This is a genomic window from Gemmatimonadales bacterium, from assembly GCA_036500345.1.
GTDB lineage: Bacteria > Gemmatimonadota > Gemmatimonadetes > Gemmatimonadales > GWC2-71-9 > Palsa-1233.
Genome location: DASYCE010000002.1, coordinates 183761 through 207891 on the forward strand (window position 1 = coordinate 183761; position 24131 = coordinate 207891).

Annotated in this window: 22 protein-coding genes; 12 read left to right on the forward strand and 10 right to left on the reverse strand. The window is 66.2% G+C overall.

Going from position 1 to position 24131, the window contains the following annotated elements:
* Positions 1-7 precede the first annotated feature (7 nt).
* From gnd to VGM20_01335, 3 genes are read left to right on the forward strand one after another with little or no spacing between them, the layout of a single operon-like run.
* Positions 8-904, forward strand: coding sequence for a decarboxylating 6-phosphogluconate dehydrogenase (gnd, locus tag VGM20_01325; protein HEY4099499.1), 897 nt, complete (start codon positions 8-10; stop codon positions 902-904).
* Positions 901-2469 (forward strand): glucose-6-phosphate dehydrogenase, encoded by a 1569-nt coding sequence (gene zwf, locus VGM20_01330; protein ID HEY4099500.1) that lies wholly within the window; start codon positions 901-903, stop codon positions 2467-2469. The genes gnd and zwf overlap by 4 nt, the downstream gene beginning before the upstream one ends.
* A 39-nt stretch (positions 2470-2508) precedes the next feature.
* The gene (locus VGM20_01335) at positions 2509-3669 is read left to right on the forward strand and encodes a zinc-binding dehydrogenase (protein HEY4099501.1); all 1161 of its coding nucleotides are present in this window, start codon (positions 2509-2511) and stop codon (positions 3667-3669) included.
* On the opposite strand, the gene msrA is transcribed toward VGM20_01335, so the two are convergent.
* Entirely contained in the window at positions 3632-4258 is a 627-nt protein-coding gene (msrA, locus tag VGM20_01340) for a peptide-methionine (S)-S-oxide reductase MsrA (GenBank protein ID HEY4099502.1), read from the reverse strand. The genes VGM20_01335 and msrA overlap by 38 nt on opposite strands.
* A gap of 142 nt (positions 4259-4400) precedes the next feature.
* On the opposite strand from msrA, the gene VGM20_01345 reads away from it, so the two are divergent.
* Genes VGM20_01345 through VGM20_01355 form a run of 3 tightly spaced genes read left to right on the forward strand, consistent with a single transcriptional unit; the run spans position 4401 to position 5761 of the window.
* Complete coding sequence (locus tag VGM20_01345; GenBank protein HEY4099503.1) at positions 4401-4853, forward strand: hypothetical protein; 453 nt, start codon at positions 4401-4403, stop codon at positions 4851-4853.
* Positions 4831-5031 (forward strand): hypothetical protein, encoded by a 201-nt coding sequence (locus VGM20_01350; protein HEY4099504.1) that lies wholly within the window; start codon positions 4831-4833, stop codon positions 5029-5031. Before VGM20_01345 ends, VGM20_01350 begins: the two co-directional genes overlap by 23 nt.
* 22 nt (positions 5032-5053) lie before the next feature.
* On the forward strand, positions 5054-5761 hold the full coding sequence (locus VGM20_01355; GenBank protein HEY4099505.1) for a c-type cytochrome: 708 nt from the start codon (positions 5054-5056) through the stop codon (positions 5759-5761).
* 40 nt (positions 5762-5801) lie between these two features.
* On the opposite strand, the gene VGM20_01360 is transcribed toward VGM20_01355, so the two are convergent.
* Both VGM20_01360 and VGM20_01365 read right to left on the reverse strand, forming a co-directional pair.
* Positions 5802-6911, reverse strand: coding sequence for an acyl-CoA desaturase (locus tag VGM20_01360; protein HEY4099506.1), 1110 nt, complete (start codon positions 6909-6911; stop codon positions 5802-5804).
* Positions 6912-7170: 259 nt separating this feature from the next.
* Positions 7171-7548 carry a hypothetical protein gene (locus VGM20_01365; protein ID HEY4099507.1) on the reverse strand — a complete coding sequence of 126 codons (378 nt, stop codon included), beginning with the start codon at positions 7546-7548 and terminating at the stop codon, positions 7171-7173.
* An 80-nt stretch (positions 7549-7628) separates the two neighbouring features.
* On the opposite strand from VGM20_01365, the gene VGM20_01370 reads away from it, so the two are divergent.
* Positions 7629-8237: a TMEM165/GDT1 family protein gene (locus tag VGM20_01370; protein HEY4099508.1), complete on the forward strand. Its 609-nt coding sequence runs from the start codon at positions 7629-7631 to the stop codon at positions 8235-8237.
* Complete coding sequence (locus tag VGM20_01375) at positions 8234-9418, forward strand: MFS transporter (GenBank protein HEY4099509.1); 1185 nt, start codon at positions 8234-8236, stop codon at positions 9416-9418. The genes VGM20_01370 and VGM20_01375 overlap by 4 nt, the downstream gene beginning before the upstream one ends.
* Here VGM20_01375 and VGM20_01380 read toward each other — a convergent pair whose 3' ends face one another.
* Positions 9419-10990 (reverse strand): chloride channel protein, encoded by a 1572-nt coding sequence (locus VGM20_01380; protein ID HEY4099510.1) that lies wholly within the window; start codon positions 10988-10990, stop codon positions 9419-9421.
* A gap of 212 nt (positions 10991-11202) precedes the next feature.
* Between VGM20_01380 and VGM20_01385 the strand changes: the two genes are divergently transcribed.
* From VGM20_01385 to VGM20_01395, 3 genes are all read left to right on the forward strand, one after another.
* Positions 11203-11781: an ECF-type sigma factor gene (locus VGM20_01385; protein ID HEY4099511.1), complete on the forward strand. Its 579-nt coding sequence runs from the start codon at positions 11203-11205 to the stop codon at positions 11779-11781.
* Entirely contained in the window at positions 11781-14429 is a 2649-nt protein-coding gene (locus VGM20_01390) for a serine/threonine-protein kinase (GenBank protein ID HEY4099512.1), read from the forward strand. The genes VGM20_01385 and VGM20_01390 overlap by 1 nt, the downstream gene beginning before the upstream one ends.
* A 74-nt stretch (positions 14430-14503) precedes the next feature.
* Positions 14504-17044, forward strand: coding sequence for a malic enzyme-like NAD(P)-binding protein (locus VGM20_01395; protein ID HEY4099513.1), 2541 nt, complete (start codon positions 14504-14506; stop codon positions 17042-17044).
* Positions 17045-17046: 2 nt separating this feature from the next.
* On the opposite strand, the gene VGM20_01400 is transcribed toward VGM20_01395, so the two are convergent.
* Genes VGM20_01400 through VGM20_01420 form a run of 5 tightly spaced genes read right to left on the reverse strand, consistent with a single transcriptional unit; the run spans position 17047 to position 21859 of the window.
* A complete protein-coding gene (locus VGM20_01400) occupies positions 17047-18369 on the reverse strand; it encodes a DUF58 domain-containing protein (protein ID HEY4099514.1) in 1323 nt (440 codons plus the stop codon).
* Positions 18366-19349 carry a MoxR family ATPase gene (locus VGM20_01405; GenBank protein ID HEY4099515.1) on the reverse strand — a complete coding sequence of 328 codons (984 nt, stop codon included), beginning with the start codon at positions 19347-19349 and terminating at the stop codon, positions 18366-18368. Before VGM20_01405 ends, VGM20_01400 begins: the two co-directional genes overlap by 4 nt.
* Positions 19328-20524: a hypothetical protein gene (locus VGM20_01410; GenBank protein ID HEY4099516.1), complete on the reverse strand. Its 1197-nt coding sequence runs from the start codon at positions 20522-20524 to the stop codon at positions 19328-19330. Before VGM20_01410 ends, VGM20_01405 begins: the two co-directional genes overlap by 22 nt.
* Positions 20508-21110, reverse strand: coding sequence for a hypothetical protein (locus VGM20_01415; protein HEY4099517.1), 603 nt, complete (start codon positions 21108-21110; stop codon positions 20508-20510). The genes VGM20_01410 and VGM20_01415 overlap by 17 nt, the downstream gene beginning before the upstream one ends.
* Entirely contained in the window at positions 21107-21859 is a 753-nt protein-coding gene (locus VGM20_01420) for a hypothetical protein (GenBank protein HEY4099518.1), read from the reverse strand. The genes VGM20_01415 and VGM20_01420 overlap by 4 nt, the downstream gene beginning before the upstream one ends.
* Positions 21860-21982: 123 nt before the next feature.
* Here VGM20_01420 and VGM20_01425 point away from each other — a divergent pair, with 123 nt between their 5' ends.
* Positions 21983-23794 carry a stage II sporulation protein M gene (locus VGM20_01425; protein HEY4099519.1) on the forward strand — a complete coding sequence of 604 codons (1812 nt, stop codon included), beginning with the start codon at positions 21983-21985 and terminating at the stop codon, positions 23792-23794.
* Between the two features lie 15 nt (positions 23795-23809).
* Here VGM20_01425 and VGM20_01430 read toward each other — a convergent pair.
* A partial coding sequence (locus VGM20_01430; GenBank protein ID HEY4099520.1) for a hypothetical protein occupies positions 23810-24131 on the reverse strand: 322 nt, incomplete at its 5' end.

A 24131-nucleotide genomic window follows, 5' to 3' on the forward strand; every position in this document is an offset into this window, starting at 1 on the left:
CATGCGCATGGCGATGATCGGTCTCGGCAAGATGGGCGGGAACATGACCGAGCGATTGATTCGCGGCGGCCATCAGGTCGTCGTCTACGATCGGAGTCCCGAAGCGATCGCCGCGGCGTCGGCCAGGGGCGCCACCGGGGCGCGTGACCTCGACGATGTCGTGGCGCAACTCGCGGCGCCGCGGGTGGTCTGGGTGATGGTCCCCGCCGGCGATCCGACCGAGCAGACGATCAACGCGATCGCCGACCGGCTGCAACCCGGGGACATCATCATCGATGGCGGCAACTCGAACTTCCGCGATTCGATGCGCCGAGCCGACGCGTTGCGGGGGCGGTCGATCGAGTTCATCGATGCCGGGACGAGCGGCGGGGTCTGGGGTCTCGCCAACGGATACTGCCTCATGGTCGGTGGATCGGAATCGGCGTGCACCACGTGCGAGCCGATCTTCCGGACCCTCGCTCCTGAAAACGGGTATGCGCGGATGGGACCGCCGGGATCGGGACACTACGTCAAGATGGTCCACAACGGGATCGAATACGGCCTGCTCCAGGCCTACGCGGAGGGATACGAAATCCTGCATGCGTCGAAGGAATTCCCGTCGCTCGATCTGCACCGGATCGCAGGACTCTGGAACCAGGGAAGCGTGGTCCGGTCATGGCTCAACGAATTGGCGGAGCAGGCATTCGCCAAGGGGAATGATCTCTCCGGGCTGCGCGGGTATGTCGATGACTCCGGCGAGGGCCGCTGGACCGTTGCCGAAGCAATCGCGCTCGACGTTCCCGCGCCGGTCATCACGGCGTCGCTCCTGGCGCGGTTGCGGTCGCGGCAGGCGGAGTCGTTCTCGGCCAAGGTGATTGCCGCGCTGCGCAATGAGTTCGGCGGCCACGCGGTCAAGCACACATGACGGCGCCGATCACGACACCCGTCAAGATCACCGGCGAGTTCCCGGTGCAGCGACCGGCGATGCCCAAGCCGGGGCGCTGCGTGGTCGTCATCCTCGGCGGCGGCGGCGATCTGGCGCATCGCAAGCTGTTGCCGGCGCTCTTCCATCTCTATCTCGACGGCGGCCTCCCCGACGAATTCGCCATCGTCGGTGTCGACCGAGCCAGCAGCAGCAGCGACGATGCCTACCGGGAGCTGGTCGCCGCGGCGCTCAGGGAAACCGGGATCGATGCGGCGTCGCTGGCTCGCGGATGGCCCGAGTTCGGCAAGCGACTCTTCTACATCTCGGCCGATCTGGGAAGTGCCGACGGATACGCGCAGCTCCGCACCGCCCTCGAACCGATCAATCAGACGGTCCCCGAGCTCGAGGGCCATCTTTTTCATCTGGCGTTGCCGCCGTCGTTGTACCTGCCGGTGATCCGCCAGCTCGCCGCGTCGGGATTGCTGCCCAAGCAGCGCGATCCCGCCGAACGTCCCTGGACGCGCGTCGTGATCGAGAAGCCGTTCGGTCACGACGGCCCCAGTGCACATGCGCTGCAGCGCGGCGCCCGGCGCGTAATGGCGGAATTCCAGCTCTATCGCATCGATCATTACCTCGGCAAGGAGACGGTGCAGAACCTCCTCGTGCTGCGGTTTGCCAATTCGATTTTCGAGACGGTGTGGAACCGGCACTACATCGAGCAGGTGCAGATCACCGCGAGCGAAGCGATCGGCGTCGAGCACCGCGGCAAGTACTACGAGGAAGCGGGAATCGTCCGCGACATGTTCCAGAATCACCTTCTTCAGTTGCTTGCGCTGACCGCGATGGAGCCGCCGACCACGTTCGCCTCCGATTCGGTGCGCGACGAGAAGCTCAAGGTTCTCCGTGCCATTCATCCGATCGAGCCCGGCGCCGCGGTGCGCGGCCAGTACGGTCCGGGGCGCGTCGACGGCGCCGACGTGATCGGGTACCGGCAGGAAGAGCATGTGGCACCGCACTCCCAGACCCCGACGTACGCCGCGGTACATTTCAACGTCGACAACTGGCGCTGGCAGGGGGTGCCGTTTCTCGTCCGGGCGGGGAAACGTCTCGCCACCAGCGGCACCGAGATCGCGATCCGCTTCCGCTGTCCGCCGCTGATGCTCTTTCCTGCGGAGGACGGCGAGCGACTCGAGCCCAACGTGCTGGTGGCGCGCATCCAGCCGCGCGAGGGGATCTCGCTGCGGTTCGACGTGAAGGTTCCCGGCATGGCAATGCAGGCGCGCTCGGTCGAGATGGACTTTGCCTACGCCGAAGCGTTCGGCACCGAAGAGCACGACGCCTACGAGACGCTGCTCCTCGACGCAATGCTCGGCGACCAGACGCACTTCATGCGCAGTGACGAAGTCGAAGCGGCGTGGGCGATCGTCGACCCGCTCCTGGCCTACTGGGAAGCACAGCCGCCGGAGCGGTTCCCGAATTATGCAGCGGGGAGCGCCGGTCCCGCGGCAGCCGACGACCTGATCAAGCACGCCGGCGGCGTGTGGCGGCCGATGGGCGGGCCATAGCAGCATCACCGCGGGCGACATCGAATCAACGAGGAGTGCGTGACCTTTCGAGGTGACACCGTCCGCGCCGCCGTGCTCGACGGCGCCAACGCCGATCCACGCGTCGTGGAATTCGGGGCCCCAACGCTGACCCCGGGCTCGGCGCTTCTCGCCACGCGATACTCCGAGGTCTGCGGCACCGACGTGCACATCTGGCGCGGACGAATGCCGGGTGTCCGCTTTCCGATGATTCCCGGCCACGTGTCGGTGGGTGTCCTTGCGGCCTCAAGCCGCAAACTCACCGACATCGACGGCAAGCCGTTCCGCGACGGCGACGTGGTGACTTTTCTCGACGTCCACGAGACCTGCAACCACTGTTTCCAGTGCCTCGTCGCCAAGAACACGACGCGGTGCCCGCACCGCCGCGTCTACGGGATCACCTACGGCGTGGAAGACGGCTTGCTGGGCGGCTGGTCCGAAGTGATCTGGATCAAGCCCGGCGTCAAACTGGTGCGCATGCCACCCGAACTTGATCCGGAGACATTCATCGGCGGAGGGTGCGGGCTCGTCACTGCGATTCACGCGATGGATCGCGCCGACGTACGCCTTGGCCAGTCAGTCGTGGTCCTCGGCGCAGGACCGGTGGGACAGTCGATCACCGCGCTCTCGTCGCTCTCGGGCGCGGGGCAGGTCGTGACGGTCGGCGATCCCGCCGCGCGGCTCGACTTCGCACGGCGGATGGGCGCAACCGACACGATCGGCCTCGATACGCCGCCACCGGAGCGCGCGGCGCAGGTTCGACGGTTGACCGGCGGCCGCGGCGCAGATGTGGTGATTGAAGCGACCGGCGCACCGGACGCCGTCTCGCAAGCGCTCGACCTGGTGCGCGACGGTGGCCGGGTCGTGGTCTGCGGCCAGTACGCCGACAACGGCGATACCGCCATCAACCCCCATCGGCAGATCAATCGCAAGCAGGTCGAGGTCCGCGGGGTGTGGGGTTCGGACTATTCACACTTTCATCGTGCGGTCGCACTTGCCGCGCGCTTTGGCGACCGGATTCCGTGGCGCGACCAGGTCAGCGGCGGCTACCCGCTCGAGCGCGTGAAGGACGCGCTCGAAGCGGTCGAAGCGGGAGGTGTTCTGAAGGCGCTGGTGGTCCCTGGGCGCGCGGAGCGCGCCGCCGTCAGCGCGCCTGGTAAAGGGCGGGGAACTCCTGCTTGAGGTGCTCGACCTTCGGCTTGTCGTTGATCACGATGTAGGGATAGGTCGGATTCTTGTCGTAGAAGTTCTGGTGGTACCCCTCAGCCGGATAGAACGCGGTGAATTGCATCACCTGCGTCACGATCGGGTGTGAATAGGTCTTCGCCTGCGTGGCGCGCGCAATGTACGCGTCAGCGGCCTGCTTCTGCGCGGGGGTGCGAAAGAAAATTGCCGACCGGTACTGCGTCCCCTCGTCGGGTCCCTGCCGGTTGAGCTCGGTCGGATCGTGCGCCACCGTGAAGAACACCTGCAGCAATTGGTCGTAGCTGACGCGCGCGGGATCGTAGACCACCTGCACTGATTCGGCGTGCCCGGTGGTTCCAGTGCTTACCTCTTCGTAACTCGGACGGGTGAGGTGACCCCCGGAGTATCCCGACGTCGCACTGATCACGCCCTTCACCCGGGCGAAGACCGCCTGGATTCCCCAGAAGCAGCCCCCGGCAAAGACCGCGGTATCAGCCGCGGTGACGGGCGATGCGGCGGCGGGGCGCGCGGTTGCGGCGGCGAGAAGGACGGCAAGGGCAATCGCAGGGATCGAACGGCGTGACATCCCGACTCCAATTGAAGGTCCGGTACAAGGTACGTCGATTCCGACCGGAATGGTTCCCGCTTTTCATCCCGCCACGAGCGCGGCCTTGTGCTGAGCCTCCGACCTCCTTCGTCGCCATGGACGAACCCAACCGGATGGTGGTATGCCGTCGCTCCGTCGCCCGCTTCGTCGCCTCCCGGTCCTGGCCGGCATCGTCCTCGCCGCCTGCACCTCGACTTCTCTGGTCAACATGTGGCGTGACCCGAATGCTCCGGCTCAGCCACTCAACAACGTCCTGGTCGTCACGCTGCGAAAGGATGCCACATCGCGGCGCCTCTGGGAGGATGGCTTCGTCAAGTCGCTCCGCGATCACGGCATCAGCGCCACCCCATCGTACGCACTCTTCCCCGGCGAAGCCCCCGACACCGCGTCGTTGATGCAGGCGGTCCACCAGCGCGGCTTTGACGCGGTGCTGATGGCCCACGAACTCCCCAGCTCGACCGAGACGCACTACGTTCCGGGATACCTCGCCGCCGAGCCGGTGACCTACGTGTCGCCGTTGGACCGGGCACTACTACACTTATTTCACCCGGGTGTATTCTCCCGGCTATGTTGAAGCCGACCGCGTCGTCCGGTACGAGGCGGAACTGTGGGAGACGGCGGACAACGGTCGGGTCGTCTGGAGCGGGACGACGGAGAGCATCAACCCGACGTCTGCGTCGCAGGTGAACCACGAGATTGCGCACGTGATCATCCCTGAGCTGGTGCAATCGGGGGTGGCCCGGACACACTAGGCGAACATCGAGGAGGGATCGGATGCGTCATGCTCGTCTGCTGGTGACTACCATCGCGGCAGCAACCACTCTGTCATGTGCATCGAACACGGCGAGCACCGGGAAGGCGCCGACCCCGACGCCCGGAACGGCGGCGCCGTCGGCCGGCGCGGTTCCGCCACCGGTGGTGCAGACCGGGGGCGGCAGCGCCCCGCAATCCACCACGTCGGGGACTCCGCCAGCGGCACCGCCGCGATCGATCGCGGGCGGGCCGCCAGCAGGCGCTCCGGGTGGACCCCCGGGCGGCCCTCCCGGTGGATTCCAGCGGCGGCCGCAACTCACGCCTGAGCAGCGCGCTGCCCGGCGTGACTCACTGAGCGCCCTGCGGACCCAGGTCGTCGCGATGTTGACGCAGCGGATTGCGGGGAACGAGAATCGCCCCGCCGGCGACGAGTTCACCAACGTGCAGTTGATGAAGGATTCGACGTCGGCAGCGCTGCTCAAGACGATGGACTATTTCGGCCGGTCGCTCAGCGTCTCCTGCACCTACTGCCATGAGCCCGATGGGAAGTGGGACGAAGACACGAAGGAAGAGAAGAAGACCGCGCGCGTGATGATCCAGCTGGTCAACCTGATCAACACGCAGGGGCTCTCGAAGTTGCCCCCCAACCGGTCAGGGCGAACACCGGCGATCTCGTGCATCACCTGCCACCGGGGCAATACCGGACCGGGAACAGCTCTCCTTCCCTGAGCGATGACAATCGGGCCGGCAGATGCCGGCCCGATTCGTTTCACGCCGCCACGCGCATCTCCACCGCCGCGACTGCCGGCGGCCGTCCGAGGCGCTTGAGCATCCGGTAATGCGATCGAATCGCGTGGCGCAACGTCGGGTGCTCATTGTAGGGGATGCCATGCGCCGCCGCCGTCTGCCGGACGATGGAGCTGATGGTCGGGTAGTGGATACTGCAGATCTTGGGGAAGAGGTGGTGCTCGATCTGGTAATTGAGCCCGCCGATATACCACCGCAGCAGCAGATTCCTCGGCGCGAAGTTCGACGTCGTCATCATCTCGTGCACCAGCCAGGTATGCTCCATCCGCCCGACTGCATCCGGCAGCGGATAGTCGGTGCCCTCGACGACGTGTGCCAGCTGGAAGATGACGCCGAGAATCAGTCCTGCCGTGAGCTGGACGGTGAGGAAGCCGATCAGGAACTGCCACCACGGCAACCGCAGCACCAGCACCGGCACGACAATCATCCAGGTATAGTAGACCAGCTTGGTGACGATGAGGAGCGCCACTTCGCTCGCAGGATGACGCTTGTTCTTGTACGGCCCGAGATCGCGCTTGAGGAAGTAGCGATAGTCCTTGACGAAGACCCAGAAGAGGGTGGCAACGCTGTAGGTGGCAAACGCGTAGAGATGCTGATATCGGTGCTGCGGATAATGGCGTGCATGCGGAGAGAGTCGAAGGAACGGCGCGAAATCGATGTCTTCGTCCACCCCTTCGATATTGGTGTACGTGTGATGAATGACGTTGTGGGTCAGCTTCCACATGTAGCTGTTCGCGCCGAGCAGGTCGAACGTCAGCCCGAGCAGGCGATTCACGACGGGACTGGAGGAGTAGGCGCCGTGCAACGCATCGTGGGAGATGCCGAATCCCACCCCCGCCATCCCGACCCCCATGACGAGCGCGAAGCCGAGCATCGTGAGCGGCGCGAAGTGGCGCGACATGATCGCAGCGTACGGGCCGGCGACCATCAACAGGACGATGACCGTCTTGAGCCACATCGTCCAGTCGCCCTTGGTGGAGCGGCCGGTGCTCGCAAAGTGAGCTGCGACCGCAGCTTTCACCTCGCGAACGAACTCTTCGGCTCCTCGACTCGGGAAAGCGATGGCGGTCACTCGCGAGCGGTCCTTCCGCGAACGTGCGTGGACGATCGATCCGCCGATGAGCGTCGGTCCCGGCGGGGGCAATCGGCAGTGCTGGATACGGGACGGCAGGTTGGCGTGGCGGATCAGCCAGCCATTCCTGAAGCTAGCCCGTTTCCCGCAGTTGGGGAGGGGCTCATTCGAAACCGAAACGCCGGCCCCGAAGAGACTTCGAAGCCGGCGCCCGGTTCCTCGCCTCGAGACCGGCGAGGGTTACGATACCTGGGTCTCGTCAGGTTCCCGGATGGACGTGATTATAGTCATCGTCGTTGGGACGATGGCGATAATTGTACCGGTGATCGAAACCATTCCACTTGTCGTCGCGCGGCGGCATGAAATAGCTGCCGTTCTGGCGATAGACCTGGACCGCCCGGGCCCCACGGACGCTGTGGTTGTAGTACTGCCCATTGAGGGTGTACACCGTCACCGGGCTCCAGTGACGGTACGACGTATGCCAGTCGCCGTACTTGTTGGCATCGTACGAGTTGATGGTGAGTGCGGCCCCGTGACCGCCGATCCGGAGCGAGCCGGTCACCTGCGCGGCGGCCGGAGTGGTGGCCATCGGCAGGGCGGCCGCACCGAGGATCAGGGCAAGAGTTGAGATTCGCATCTGTGCAGTCTCCTGTTGAGTTGCATCTAGGAGACGCCGATCCGCCAGGAACTTCCACTGCGGCACCAGAGGGGGCGATAGTGCTCGGGCTCTTCTTCGCAACGTACGGGGCTGTCTTTGTGGCCGAGATCGTCGGCGACAAGCTCCTCTATACCACCGGCGTCCTGGCGACTCGATATCGACCGGCGCCGATCGTTGTCGGCGTCACCATCGCATTCATGGCCAAAATGGCTGTCGCGGTGATGTTCGGGAAAGTGATTTCCCATTTGCCCCCGCTGCTGGTCGCGGGACTGACCTCCCTCTCGTTTGTCGGCGTGGCAATCATCCTGTGGAAGAAGCCGGTGACCCGCGAACAGCGCGCCGCGCGTGATGCGGCCAAGGAGAAATCTCATCCGGGGCGTGCAACCGGGGTCTCCTTCGCCACGATCTTCTTCTCCGAGTGGGGTGATGTCGGCCAGATCACCGCCGCGACGATGGCGGCGCGATTTCCTTCGCCCTTCATCGTCTGGGCCGGTGCCGTCGCCGCGATGGTCACCAAGGGCGCGCTCGCCGCGTCGATCGGGGCCGGGGCGCGTCGCTGGATCGACGCCCATCTCTCCCCCAGGATGATTCGAGTCGCCGGCGTTTCGGCGCTCATCATTCTCGGCGTCCTCTCCGTGATCGAAACGCTTTCCGAGGGCCACGCGTGAGCGACAAGCAGAGTGCCCGTGCGTCGGCGATGAGGTTCATCATCTGCCTCGGGTTCGTGTCGCTCTTTGCCGACATGACCTACGAGGGCGCCTACAGCATCACCGGACCGTTCCTCAAGGGGCTGGGTGCGACGGCGATCGAGGTCGGTTTCATCGCCGGGCTGGGCGAGATGTTCGCCGCGTCACTCCGGTTCTTCTCGGGCAAACTGGCGGATCGCACACGGGCGTACTGGCCAATCGTGATCGCCGGATACACCCTCAACCTGTTCGTGATCCCGGCGCTGGCGTTCGTCGGCACCTGGCAGGCGGCGGCACTGCTCATCGTCACCGAGCGGACCGGAAAGGCGTTGCGCGGTCCCGCACGCGATGTGCTCCTCTCCGAAGCGACCAATGAAGTGGGACATGGCTGGGGATTCGGACTGCACGCAGCGATGGACCAGACCGGTGCGGTGATCGGTCCGCTGCTGATGGTCGCTGCCGTCGCGCACTGGCGGCGGTTCGGCCCGGCGTTCCTTCCGCTGGCGATTCCGGCGGCGCTGACGTTGATCATGATCGTCCTGGCGCGTTCGGTGCATCCCAACAAGGGCACGCCACCACGTGTGCCTGCGTCGCAGGATCTGCCGCGCGTCTTCTGGCTCTACATCATCGCCGCGGGCGTCCTCGCCTGCGGGTTCATCGATTTCCCGTTGCTGTCATACCACTTGCAGAGCACCGGCGTGGTGAAGCCCGAAGTGATTCCGCTCCTCTACGCCGGCGCGATGGGTGTGAACGGTGCGGCTGCGTTGCTCTTTGGGCGGCTCTTTGACCGGCACGGCATCATCATTCTCGCCGGCGGCATCCTCGTCTCGCTCTTCTCGCTCCCCCTCGGCTTTCTCGGCGGTCCGTTCGCCGTCGCCGCTGGCGTGGCGTGCTGGGGGATCGGACTCGGCGTCCAGGATGCGTCGCTGCGATCGGGGATTGCGCAGGTGGTATCGATGAACAAGCGCGGCGGCGCGTTCGGTGCATTCAACGGCGTGTACGGGGTGATGTGGTTCCTCGGCAGCGTGGTGATGGGATTTCTATACAGCAGGTCCCGCCCGGCGCTGGTGATCTTCGGCATCACGTTCCAGCTCGCTGCGGCGATCTTCTTCTTCTGGCTGCGCCGCCCACTGGCGGCCGCGATCGAGGCGAAGGAGGAGTAGCTACGGCGTCGGCGTACCGTCGACGCCGTAGGCGCGAAGCACCGCCGCAAGGGTGATGACGCCGATCACGTGATCAATGTCATCGCGGCTCACGACGGGAAGTGCGTCCATGTGCGCTTCGCCCATCCGTCGCAGCACCACGTCCAGACCGTGATCGGCGTGCACATGGGCTTCGCTTGGCGGGCGGGACGGTTGCCATCCCTCCGGCGGAATCGTCATGGCGGCACTGACGCGCAGATGACGGCTGGGCGTTTGATACCCACCGGTGGGAAGATGAATCCCATCCTGATGCGCGAGCGCTTCGTAAATCGGCACGCGTTGGAGCCGGTGCGAGATGAAGAAGGCGATCAAGTTGGAGATCATCAGCGGGACGATGATCGAATAGTCGCGGGTCATCTCGAACACCATGATCACCGACGTCAACGGCGTGCGGACGATCCCGGCAAACACCGCCCCCATTCCCACCAGGGCATAGGCGCCGGCCCCCGCCGTGTGCAGCGGCGCCACTGCGTGCGCCAGGTGCCCGACCGCTCCACCCACCATTGCACCGATGAACAGCGCCGGACCGAAGATCCCGCCGGCATTCCCCGATGCGTAACAGACCGCCGTGGCGATGATCTTGAGCACCGCCAGGATCACCAGCGTCTGGAGGATCATGCTCCCGCCCAGGACCCGTTCCACCACCGGGTAGCCGACGCCCAGGACGTCGGGGAGGAAGAAACCCATCGCGCCGACCGTGAACCCCCCAACCACTGGTTGCCACCAGCGGGTGCCGACCGGAAGCCGGAGGAAGCGGCGGCGCAAGCCGAGCAGTAGCCTGCAGAACGCCGCCGATGCCACGCCGCACGCGACACCGAGCGCTGCATAGGCAATGAACTCGCCGGCGCTGACCAGCTGATATGGAGCGACATGAAAGAGCGGCTCGTCGCCGAGAAGCAGGTGCAGCGTGATCCACGATGTGGCGGACGCAATCACCACGGAGCCCAGCACCGGTGCGTGCAGGTTGCCGACGATTTCCTCGAGGGAGAAGAGCACGGCGGCGATCGGCGTGTTGAACGCCGCGGCCAGTGCGGCAGCGCCACCGACCGGGATCAGCGCCCGAACCTGGTCGGTGCTGAGCTTCAGCTTTCGCGCCATGACCGATGCGATTCCCGCGCCGATCTGCACCGACGGCCCTTCCCGGCCGAGTGCAATGCCGCTGGCGAGCGAAGTCGTGCAGCAGAAGAACTTCCCGAGTACCGTCCGTAACGTGATGCGTCCGTCATGGATGTAGAGCGCGGCCTTCGTTTGCGGAATGCCGCTCCCGCGGGCGTTCGGGAAGTATCGGTAGAGGAAGAAGCCGCTCAGCAGGGAACCGGCGACCGGCACGAGGATCCGTCGTCTGCCGAGGCCACCGGGCGGATAGAGATGCCCGGCGAGCCGCCCGGTGAGCAGGATGAACGCCACCACGACGAGCCCCACGACGACGCCGATCACCAGGCTCAGGACCAGCGCGAGCTGGGCTTCCCGGCGCCGGAGTTCGTTGAGCCATTCAACGGCCCGTCCCACCAGCAGTTGCACCCGGTCAGCCAACGATGTCGTCCTCGATTCGATGCGCGAGATGAAGGCAATAAACCTGCCCCCGTTACCGCAGGGAAGTGCTCGGCAATTCAAGTGCAACGATACCGTCGCGTCGCTTGCATTGATCCGGATTCACCGTAGAATCCCCTCAGCCATTCTGCGGCGAGTACCTCCTGTCCGACGGCTCGCCATCTCCCCCTGGTCTCCAGTCACGGATTCGCGCCATGGAAGTACCCGGCGATCGCGCGGAGCACCGGCTCGACCCCGGGAACCCCGGCGTGATAATCCGTGATCGGGAAACGCTCGATCGGGTCTTTTCCCTCGCATACGAAGAACTTCGTCGGCTTGCATCGGCTATCCGCCGCGACGACCCCGACGCATCGCTCACGCCGACCGCGCTGGTCAACGAGGCGTGGCTCAAGCTGTCGCGCTCGCCCGAGATCGCCGCGACGTCGCCGCTGCACTTCAAGCGCATCGCCGCGCGCGCGATGCGGCAAGTCCTGGTCGAAGCTGCCCGCCGCCGAACAGCACGCAAGCGCGGCGGGAGCGATGCTGTCTTCGTCACCTTCGACGACTCACTCGGCGCGCCGGATCGCGGCGCCGATGAACTGCTCGCCCTTGACGCCGCGCTGGATACCCTGGCGGCCATCGAGCCACGCCAGGCGGCGATGGTCGAGAGCCGCTTCTTCGGCGGCCTCGATGTCCGGTCCACCGCCGACCTGCTCGGTGTCTCCGAGGCGACGGTGCTGCGCGACTGGCGCGCCGCTCGCGCGTGGCTCGCGCGCGAACTGCGGACCGCGTGATGGATGCGGCGCGATGGGCACGCGTTCAGGCGCTCTTCCACGAAGCGCTGAGTCTCCCCGCGCCGGAGCGTGAGGCGTTTCTCGATGCTCAGTCCGGCGGCGATCGCTCACTCGTCGACGAAGTCACGGCGCTGCTGCAGGAGGATGCCCGCGAAGACCTGCTGCTCGATCGCGGCGTCGGGGCGATCGCCGGCGAAATGATCGGTCGCAGAGATGTTGATCCACCGGACGCCGTGGGACCCTACCGGATCGTCCGCCTCCTCGGCGAAGGCGGGATGGGCGTCGTCTATCTCGCCCGCCGGGACGATCTCGACACCTTCGCGGCGATCAAGTTCCTGCGCGACGCCTGGCTTTCGCCGGCGCGTCGTGAACGATTTGCGCTGGAGCAGCGGACCCTGGCGCAATTGCATCACCCCGCCATCGCCCAGCTGTACGACGCCGACACGCTCGCCGATGGGACGCCGTGGTTCGTGATGGAGTACGTGGAAGGGAGGTCGCTCACGGCGTACTGCGAAGAGCGCCACGCGACGGTGACCGAACGGCTGCAACTCTTCCGTGCCGTCTGTGAAGCGGTCCAGCACGCCCATCTGCACGCGGTCATTCATCGCGACCTCAAGCCGTCGAACATCCTCGTCACCAGCGGCGGCGCGATCAAGCTGCTGGATTTCGGCATCGCCAAGCAGCTCGAACGGATCGACCGGCCGGTCGAGCAGACGCGCACGGCGCCGCTTCTCACCCCGGCCTATGCCGCGCCGGAACAGCTCCGCGCCGGTCCGATCGGCATTCACACCGACGTCTACTCGCTCGGCGTGATTCTCTACCAGCTGCTCTCCGGGCGGCTGCCGTTCGACCTTGCAGGTCGCACCGCGGACGAAGCGGCCGCAATCATCTCCGACCGTACCGCAGAGCGTCCTTCTGCCGCCGCGACCGGTCATAACGGGGCGCCGGCGGTGCCGAGGCGCGAGTGGGCTGATCTCGATGTGCTTTGTCTCACGGCGATGCATCGCGATCCCGCGCGACGTTATCGCTCGGTCGAGGCACTGATCCGCGACATCGATCACTACCTCGCCGGCGAGCCGCTCGACGCGCGTCCCGATACACTCGGCTATCGCGCCACGAAGTTTGTCCGGCGCCGCTGGAAGAGCGTCCTGGTGGCGGGAGTGACCGGACTCGGCATCGTCGTGATGGCGACGTTCTACACCATCCGTCTCGCTCGAGCCCGCACCGCCGCTGTGATGGAAACGGCGCGCACGCAGCGGATCGAGCGGTTCATGGTCAACCTCTTCCAGGGTGGCGATGACGCCGTTGCCCCGTCCGATTCGCTGCGCGTGGTGACATTGCTCGACCGCGGCGTGCAGCAGGCGCGGGCGCTCGATCGTGAGCCCGCGGTGCAGGCCGAGCTGGCGCAAACCCTCGGCACACTCTACGGCAAACTGGGGAAGCTCGATCGCGCCGATTCGCTGCTGAATGCGGCGCTCACCATCGAGCACCGACTGGTCGGCGACGCGGATCCGGCGGTCGCCGATGATCTCGTGGCGCTCGGGCTGCTGCGTGTGGATCAGGCGAGATACGATGAGGCCGAGAGGCTGGTGCGACAGGGGATTGCGATCGATACGCGCGCCCTTCCCGCTGGCGACCCGGCGATCGCGCGCGGCAAGGCCGCCCTCGGAAAGGTGCTCGAGGAACGAGGGAACTATCCCGCCGCGATTCCTTTCCTCGAGGAGGCGGCGAGAACGTTTGCGCCGCAGGACTCGGCATCTGCCGATCTCGCCACGACCCTCACCGACCTTGCCAACACCCACTTCTTTGCCGGGCACTATACCGTCGCGGACTCGCTCGATCATCGCGTCCTTGCGGTTGACCGCGCGCTTTACGGCGACCGCCACCCCCTGGTGGCGACCGCCCTCACCAATCTCGGCGACATCCAGTTCAATCTCGGACATTACCCGGAATCCGAGTCGTTCTACCGGCAGTCGCTCGCGATCACCCAGGCGTGGTATGGCGCGGATCATCCGGAAACCGCATCTGCACTCACTGCGCTCGGCCGTGCCCTGGAATTCGAGAGCCACTTCCCCGCGGCCGTCGCCCTGTTGCAGCAAGCGCTGGTCATTCAGGAGCACGTGTACGGCCCGGTCCATCCGCACGTGGCCGCGGTGCTCAACGAACTCGGTGGTGTGGCGCTGCAGCAGAACCACTACGACGAAGCCGAAGGGTATTTCAAGCGGATCGTCGACATCTACAAGGCGGTGTATCACGGCAAGCATTATCTCATCGGCATCGCCGAGTCGAACCTCGCCAGCGTCTATCTCGACGAACAACGCTACGCCGATGCCGAGCCGCTCTATCGAGACGCTCTGGCACTCTACGCCACGACCCTTGCGCCCGACCACGTCAACGTCGGCATCACCCACATCAAGCTCGGCCGGACCCTCCTCCACGAGCGGCGCTTCGCCCTGGCTGAACAGGAAACGCTGGCGGGGTATCGGCTGCTGTCGAAGTCGATGAAGCCGGGCGTCTCGTTCCTGCAGGCCGCGCGCAGCGATCTCGCCAAGACGTACGATTCGCTCGGCCTGCACGACAAGGCCGTGGCGTTTCGCACCGAACACGATCGCATCGCCGCGGCAGACTCGGCGGCCGCCAGGCATTAGCGCGGAGGGCCCCTCGGGATTCGCCTCCGACGTCGCCATCTTAGGTCAGACCTTTTCTTCGAGTTCCAGCACGAATGCCCGACCCCAACCAACCGGTCGCTGAGCCGCCGCTCAGCGATGCCATGCGGTACCGCCAGCAGCACGCCGGCCTGATCGGCGTCGCATCCAAGGTTCGAATCGCCGACGCCAGCGTCCTCAGCACCGTGTACACGCCGGGTGTGGCGCAACCATGTCTCGACATCACGGCCCGCCCGGTCGAATCGTTCGCGCAGACGATGCGCGGCAACACGGTCGCGATCGTCTCCGACGGCTCATCGGCGTTCGGGCTGGGGCAGGTCGGTCCCGAGGCGATTCTCCCGGTGATGGAAGGGAAGAGCGTCATCTTCAAGACGTTCGCCGGCGTCGACGCGCTGCCGATCTGTCTTGGCACCCACGACATCAGCGAGATCGTCGAGACGGTCATCGCACTCGGGCCGACGTTCGGCGGGATCTGCCTCGAGGATATCGTGGCCCCCGCGTGCCTGACGATCGGTGAAGAGTTGCAGCGCGCGATGAACATCCCCGTCGTCAACAATCACCGCGAAGCGGTGGCGGTCGGTGTGCTCGCCGGCGTGCTCAACGCGTTGAAGGTGGTCGACAAGCAGCCCGAAGCGATCAAGGTGGTGATCAACGGGAGCGGTGCAGCCGGAATCGGCACCGCCGAGATCCTGCTCAAGATCGGGGTCCGCAACATCATCGTCTGTGACCGGCACGGTTCGCTCTTCCCGTACCGTCCCCACACGATGCACTGGGCCAAATGGGAACTCGCCAAGAAGACCAATCCCGATCGGATCCGCGGCAACCTCGCGGAGGTGATGCGCGGCGCCGATCTCTTCATCGGCTTCTCGGTCGGTGATGTCGTCACTCCCGAGATGGTGCGCAGCATGGCGGCCCGCCCGATCATCTTCGCCTTTGCGGGGCCGCCGGAAATCGATCCCGCCGCCGCGCGTGCGGCCGGGGCCGCCGTCATCGCCACCGCGCAATCCGAATTCGCCAACCAGATGGACATTGCGTCGGTCTTCCCGGGACTCTTCCGCGGCCTGCTCGACGTGCGTGCACGGAAGGTCAACGACGCGATGCTCATCGCGGCGGCGCATGCGCTCGCCGGCACGGTGTCCGAAGACGAGCTCTCGCACGATTGCATCATGCCGAGCGTCCTCGACTATCGCGTGGCGCCTGCGATTGCCCAGGCGGTGGCCCAGGCGGCGATCGCCACCGACGTGGCCAAGGTGAGCGCCGATCCCGCGGCGATTGCCGACCGGACCCGCGCGTTCATCCGCGACGGCCGGTTCCCGATCCCGCCCGCCACGGTCGATGAATCGGCGTCGTACGCGGAGCAATCGGTGGATCTGCATCGACGATATCAGGGCGCGCTCGAGATCAAGAGCAAGGTGCCGATCACCGACGAACACATCCTGTCGCTCTTCTACCTGCCGCCCGGCGCGGTCGAACCCGCGGCGCACATCGCTCGCCATCCCGACTGGGTCCACGAATACACCATCAAGCGGAATCTTGTCGCCGTCGTGTCGGACGGTTCCGCAGTGCTCGGCCTCGGCAACATCGGCGCGCGCGCCGCGATGCCGGTGATGGAGGGAAAGTCGGTGCTGTTCCACACCTTTGCCGGCGTGGAGGCGTTTCCGATCTGCATCGCCACGCAGGACGCCGATGAAATCGTCGAGATCGTCAAGCGTCTCGAGCCGACGTTCGGCGGCGTCAATCTCGAAGACATATCCGCCCCGCGCTGTTTCGAGATCGAGGAACGGCTCAAGCGCGAGACCAGCATTCCGATCTTCCACGACGATCAGCACGGCACCGCGGTGGTGGTGCTGGCGGGGGTGATGAACGCCTGCCGGCTGACCGGCCGCCACCTCAAGGATCTCCGCATCGTCGTCAACGGCGCGGGAGCGAGCGCGGTCGCCGTGAGCAAGCTGCTGATCAGCGTCGGGATCGGTGACCTGATTCTCTGCGACACATCGGGAACGATCTACCGCGGCCGGACTCGCGGCATGAATTCGATGAAGGCGGCGATGGCGGAGATCACCAACGGCGATGACGTGCGTGGCACCCTCGCCGATGCGATGCGCGGGCGCGATCTCTTCATCGGGCTCTCGGTGGCGGGTGCTGCGACGCAGGAGATGGTGCGGTCGATGAACAAGGATCCCGTCGTCTTCGCCCTGGCCAATCCGACGCCGGAGATCTTTCCCGACGAAGCGCGTGCGGCGGGCGCCGCGATCTGCGCCACCGGCCGCAGCGACCTCCCCAACCAGATCAACAATTCACTGGCGTTCCCCGGAATCTTCCGCGGCGCCCTCGACACCCGGGCGCGCAACATCACCGATCCAATGAAGGTCGCCGCCGCGCACGCCATCGCGTCGAGCGTCGCGGATGCGGAACTCGCACCGGAGTTCATCATTCCCAAGGCGATGGACTACGCCGTGGCGCCGCGCGTCGCCGTGGCAGTGGCGAGGGTCGCGATGGAGACCGGTGAGGCACGGCAGATCGTCGAGCTCGAAGTGGTCGCCGGGCGGTGTCGCGAGTTCATCTACGATGCCCAGCGGCGCGCGACCGACGGCTAGGCCTACACCAGCGCTTTGCGCTTCAGCCGTTCATACTGATCGACCACCGCGCGCGCCGCTCCGTCCGGGAGGACGTCGAGCACCATCACGCCGCGCGACCGCAGGTCGCTGAGCGCCGCCTCCCGGGCCGCGAGGAGCTCTTCCGCCGCCGCCCGGTCAAACGCTGCGGTCGTCGTTGCCGGGCGCGCCGTTGCCATCGCCTCGAGCGCCGGATCTCGGAGCGTCACGGCCAGCGGCAGGTGTCGCGGCCGCAGCGACGACGCCTGGGCAAGCAGTGCATCGCTCGCGGTGCGATCGATTACGTCGGTGAAGATCACCGTCAGCGCGCGTTTCCTGTTGCGCGCCGCGAGATACGCGAACGCCGCCGGATAGTCGGGTTCGACCAGCCGGCCGTCGATCGCCGCAAGCGCATCGAGGAGGAGGCGCATCACCCGGCGGCCGCGTTGAGGAGGGACGTAGGCGAGGATCGCATCCGCGAACACCAGCAACCCCACATTGTCGTCGTGACGCAGCGCGCTGTGGGCCAGCTCAAGCGCCGCGTCGATTGCCGCGTCAAGGCGCGACCGGCCGCCGCTTTCCGCCGTGAGCATTCTCCCCGCGTCGATCACGATCATCACCTGCTGGCGGCGTTCCTCCTCGTATTGCCGCGTCATCAGTTTGCCGCGGCGCGCCGTCGCCTTCCAGTCGATCGAGCGCGTCTCGTCGCCGGGCACCCATTCGGTCAGGCTTTCGAAGACGCGGCCCTCGCCGAGGCGCCGCAGATTGCGCCACCCCGCCTCGCGGCGCCGTTGCAGCTGGGTTGGCAACGCCCGCAACGCCGCGGTTCGCAGGGCGGGATAGACCGTGACTTCCCACGGTAGTTCGCGCCTCCCTTGCCGCCACGCGAGTCCCCACGGGCCGCGCACGCGAAGGTGCAACGATCCGGTGGTCGCCTTGCCGCGCCGGAGCGGCATGATCTCCTGGTCATCGATGGTGTCGCGGTTGACGCCGAGGTGCACTGTTCGTTCGCGGGCGGTCGCCGCGCGCAGCATCACCGGCAGCGGTTCGCGCACTCGCAGCGTCACCGGATGCGGCCAGGGATTCCCCCAGTGATATCGGACGGGGAGCGGGCGGCCCGCGGAGAACGCCGGCGGTGCTTCGCGGCGCACCGGATACTCGCGCAGATCGATCGACGCGATCCGCCACCAGTCGACCAGGAGCGCCACCACCCATGCGATGTCAGCACAGAGCACCACCGCGGCGAGGCGGGAGTCGATCAACGCCAGCAGCGCGAGAACCGAGAGGCCCGCGGCCACGACGTACCAGCGCCGCGACGGGATGATCATCCGCGCGGCGCCTCGATCCGTTCGATCAGGGTGCCGAGGGCGTCGTCCGCCGCGACCCCTTCGAGTTCGAGCTCCGGTGCCACGATGACGCGGTGGCGGAGCACCGGCTTCGCCAGGGATTTCACATCGTCGGGCACGACATACTCGCGGCCGTCGATCAGCGCCGATGCCTGCGCCATCTTCAGCAGCGCCACACTCGCGCGCGGCGAGGCGCCAAGCGTGAGCGCGGGAGCGTCACGCGTCGCGCGGACCACTGCCGTGATGTACTGCACCAGCGCCTCCTCGACTCGCACCCGTCGCACTGCATGGCGCATCGCCGCGAGTCCCGCCGCATCGATGACCTGCGAGATCCCGAACGTCCCGGCCTCCGCCGATTCGAAGCCGCCGAGGACACGCTCGAGGATCCCTCCCTCCGCCGCGGCATCGGGATAGGAAAGCGTACTCTTCACCAGGAATCGATCGAGTTCCGCCTCGGGGAGTGGATAGGTCCCTTCGAATTCGATCGGATTCTGTGTGGCGAAGACCGTGAAGGAGGAGCTCATCGGGTGGCTCACGCCGTCGACCGTCACGCTCCGTTCTTCCATCGCCTCCAGGAGCGCCGCCTGCGTCTTGGCCGGGGCGCGATTGATTTCATCGGCCAGGATGAGATCGGCGAAGAGCGGTCCCTCACGGAAGGTGAACGCGTCGGGGCCACCGAGGACGCTCACGCCGGTGATGTCTGACGGCATGAGGTCCGGAGTGAACTGGATCCGGCGAAATGCCAGTCCCAGCGCACGATTGAGCGACCGGACCAGCAGCGTCTTTGCCGTCCCCGGCGGTCCCTCCAGCAACACGTGGCCTCGCGCGAGGAGTGCCAGCAGCGTCTCGCGCACCACGCCGTGCTGTCCCAGCACCACGCGTTCGAGTTCCGCGACGATCCGTTCCGCCGCGTCGGCGTGAGTGCGTGCTTCGTCGTGCGTCAATGGTGCAACGTCTGCCACAGGTCCTCCACGGCGTTGGCGGCTTCCAGGACGCTCGACGACGGCTGTCCCGGTTCCGCAAGAGTCTGCAGGTGCGCCACAATCCTCTGGTCGCCTGCGGATCGTGATCGATGCATCAACTGGTCGAGCCACGCGCGCCAGTCGCCGCGCGCGCGAAGTGCCGGCGGAGCGAGCCGCCGCCGGAGTCCCTGGATCATCGCCGCGATCGCCTCGTCGTGGCCGTGCGCCGCGGAGAGTGCGGTGGCGAGGGCGCGCACGTGCTCGAGCGGTGATCGACGGATCCGCTCGACTCCCGGGACCGGCGCGCCGAAGCGCACCGCACCGAAGAGCAGCGCCAGCACGCCCACCGCCGCAAGTTGCCAGATCATCCATCCCCACGGCGAGCCGAGGCTCCAATCGAGCGTGGCACCCGCGAGCGACCCGGTCGCGCCGTAGCCGTGATGGTATTCGTCGAATGTCACCCGGTCGTACCGCCCCGCAAACAATTCCAGGACGAAGATCCCGGCATCGGTGGAGCGGAGCGCACTGTTGGTGAAGAGACCAGCATCGGCAGCGAGCAGGATACGGTGGCCATTGTCGGCACGAACCAGTTCGACCATCACCGGGCCGCGCGTCGAATTGAGGAGCGTGGTGGCCGACCGGAACGCCGGGACCGCGCATTCCATCCGGCCCACGTCAAAGACCCGAGTGGTGTCGGCAAAGGCCTTCTCGCTGGTGGCCGCAAGTGTGGCACTGACTCGCGGCATGCGGTCATACGTGCCGGTGACGCGGATCGAATCGAACGGATGCCATTCGACGCGATAGCCGAAGCAACGCATCAGGTCACTCGCCGTGCGCCCCGCGATCAGCATGTCGCTGGTGGCGCTGTATCTGGAGAATTGCGGCAGTTCCGGCGGTGAGATCGGCGCATCGGGCTCGAGTACCACGAAGATCTGCCGTGGCACGGCCGCATACGATCTCAACTGCACCGGACGTTCGCGCCAGCGCCGAATCGGAATTCCCATCCGCTTCAACGCGTCAAGCAGCCCTTCGGCCCCGCCCGGCGTCGAGACGAATGTCGATGGCCGAAGCGCCGTCGAAGTTGCCTCGGGGCCCGACCTGCCGGCCAATCCCGCGACGACCCCCAGACCGATCAGCGCGGCAAATCCGACGAGAATCTCAGTGCGCTGGCGCATAGCGATCCGGCATCGAACGTGTGCGCCACTCGACAAAGTCTGCCGGCCCGCACGGCCAGCGGGCAAAGGCATATCCGTACAGTCGCCCGACCAGCTCGCGGAATTCATCACGCGTCGACGCGATGCGCCATTCCTGTGCGTATTCGGCGGGGGTCTTGCTCGGGTGGAACCGCAGCGCCTGCCGTGCGTCGAGCGCCAGCACCAGTGCCAGGAAGTCTGCCTGCATCGCCTCGGCGAAGTGCCCGTGGTCGGCGAGACGGTCGGCTTCGCGGCGATACCACTCCTGGTCGCGCCGGATGCCGTGATCGACGTGCGGGATGGTTGCGTTGTCCGCGCGGCGGATCGTCTGGAAGAAGATCCACCCGCTGTGCGCCACGATGCCGAGGAGCATGATCACCAGTGCCGCGATCAGCAACTCGTATCCGAGTGGATGTTTGTCGTCGAGGCTGTTGAACCAGACCGTCAGCATCTGCCACCAGTGCCGTATCACCGCGAACGGGTCGGGACGCGTGACCCAGTGGTAACGCGGCGCGGCGAAGACGCTGTCGAGAATCGCGCGGAGCGGCTGCCCGGGGCCCTGCATCATGCGGGCTGGGTCGCCGCTCCGAGCAGTTCGAGGTCGAACCCTTCCTTGCGCACCCGAAGATCGTAGTAGAGGACCGTCACCGCGACGTACGCGAACGGGTAGAGGAAGACCGACAGCACGCCGTTCAGCACCCCGAACAGCACCGGCGACTTCGGCCCGGCCAGCGACACGATCCCGGTCACCATCACGACCACCGCGCTCGGCACGCCAAAGAGGACGAAGAGCGTCAGCACCACCAGCAGCGCCTTGCCGCGGAATCCCTTGGTGAGCTCCCACGAGCGGTTCATCGCGCCGGTCGGCGAAAGCGGTCGCTCGAGCACCAGGGCAACCGAGCAGACGAAGAGCCCGGCCAGGAAGATGAGTCCGGGGACGATGAACAGCACGAGGCCCATGAACACCACGACCGCGACCATCATGTGAAGCAGCACCAGCGGCCAGATCAGCGGTACGGTCCGTTGCAGTGCCTGCTCGGCATTCACCGCTTCGCCGAGGTAGGCACCCGAGACGATGAAGGTCGACGCCCCGACGCCCACCGCCGCGAGTGCCAGCGTGAGGAAGAGATTCAGCAAGGTGAGCCAGGGGTGTACCAGCAGCCCGCCGGCGCTCTGCAGATAGATCGTCATGACAGTTGGCACGACGCGTGTCACCAGCGCCACGATCACCAGCGGCGCAAAGAGCGACCGGTAGAGCCCGATCGACACGTCGAGCACTTCACCGGTGGTGAGCGGTCGAAGGACGGGAGCAGCCATTGCCGGGACTCCTGACGGTCAAAGTGATCTGTATCGCGAGAGACCGTACATTACCGTGCATCGGCAGAATCGTCACCCCCGGCCCCCTTTCGGGCCACCGACCGAATCGAGCAGATCCCCGGCATGACGCGCTCCGATTACCGGCAGCACCTCGAACTTGAGACCCCCGAGCACGTCGTCGTCGACTACGAGCTCGCCGGGATCGGCAGCCGTACCCTCGCCGCCATGGCCGACTGGCTGATCGTCGGAGTGCTGCTCTTCGTGGCGATCCTCGGTTTCACCGCCTTCCGCCACACCTCGATCTGGTTCGCTGTGCTGATGGTCGTGACCTTCTACGCGATCATCTGGGGCTATTTCACCTTCTTCGAAGGACTGCGCCAGGGACAGACGCCGGGGAAGGCGTGGATGGGAATCCGGGTGATCCGCGAAACGGGCCACGGCATCGGATTCGCCGAGGCAGCCGCCCGGAACCTGCTCCTTCCGGTCGACCTCTTCGGGGTCATCGGTGTCGTCCTGATCGCGGTGCATCCGCGGGCCAAGCGTCTCGGCGATCTCGTCGCCGGGACGGTGGTGGTGCGAGATCATCCGGTGATCGAATCCGTGGACCGGCCCGCCCCACCCGCGACCGCGATGCCACGAGCGGCGGGGATGGGGGAGGGAACGCCGAATCTCACCGACGAGGAGTTTCTTCTGCTCAGCGGCTTCGTCGAGCGCGAGCCATCGCTTCCCGCCGCCGTGAGCGAACGCTTCGCCACGTCACTGGCGGCGCGCTTTGCCGATCGCGTTCCGACCCGGTCCGGCGATGATCTTGGCTTCCTCATCGAGCTGCACGCCGACGAACAGCGGCGACGCGAAGGACGCTTCGGCGCTCGCGGTCCCGGCGCGCCGGCGGGGGGGCGCGTTTCATCTGCTCCGGTGGTTGCCAAGCTGGTGGCACGGAAGTCCGCACGCTGGGACCAGTTCCGGGCGATCGCCGATCGCGTCTCCGCCGGCGGCCTCGATGCGCTCACTGCGCAGGAACTCCCTGACTTTGCCGCACGGTATCGCGAGGTCGCAGCCGACCTGGCGCGGGCTCGGACCTATCGCGCCGACCCCCAGACGCTGGCGCACCTGGAGCGCCTGGTCGCGGCGGGTCACAGCGCATTGTACCGCAACGAAGGCCAGACCTGGCGCCGCATCGGGACGTTCCTTGTCGCAGAATGCCCGGCCGCGATCGTCGCGTCATGGCGGTACGTGGCGATCTCGTTCCTCGTCTTCGCGCTCCCCGCGCTCGGCGGCTACCAGCTCCTTCGTGAGCGCCCCGCGCTCGCCGCCGAACTGATTCCCGACAACATGCTCGAACGCGCAGAAGCGGGGGCGGCGCGCGAGGCGCACCATCAGGGCTACGTGACGCTTCCGGCGAGCAGCCGGCCATTTGCCGCGGTCGCGATCGCCGCGAACAACATCCGCGTCTCCCTCACCTGCTTTGCCTGGGGAATTGCGTTCGGAGTCGGATCGCTGGTGGCGGTCGGGTTCAACGGTCTCGAGCTCGGTGCGATCTCCGGCTACTTCGCCAACATGGGATTGCTGGGCTACCTCTTCACTTTCATCACCGGCCACGGCGTGCTCGAACTCTTCAGCATCTGGGTCGCCGGCGGCGCCGGGCTGATGCTCGGACGCGCCGTGATCGACCCGGGCGATCTGTCGCGCAGTGATGCCCTCGTTATCGCGGGTCGTATGGCGATGCGAATGATCGCAGCGGTCATCATGATGCTGCTCAGCGCCGGAACGATCGAGGGAATGATCTCAGGGGGGGCATCATCGCTGGCGGTGCGGCTCTATATCATGGCGGGCTCGGCGCTGCTGCTGCTCGCCTACCTGCTCAACGGCGTGCGGCACCTCGGCGTCCTGACTGCAACGCCGGGTGTCTATGCACGGGACGCCGCTCGCAGGTAGCGAGCGGCGGGATGATCAATAGAAGGGGTAGTTGTCGGTCTTGGCGTTGGCGAGGCGCGTCCACGAGCCGAACGGCTTGAGGGCTTTGGTAATCGAGCAGGAATTGTATTGATAGACCTTGGTACCGTTGCCGACGGATTCGCCGCCAGGTGTGCCACCAGTGATGACATTCAGGCCGGTCATGATTGCCCCGTCGATCGTCTGAGTGCCGTTGCCGGTCAATGTCCCGCCGACCAGAACGATCCCATCCCAAGTATTGCCCTCGGTATTGCTCCCTGCGCTGTTACCGCTGATTGTCAGGTTCCCAGTAATGATCAGGATTCCCTGGCCGGCCGTC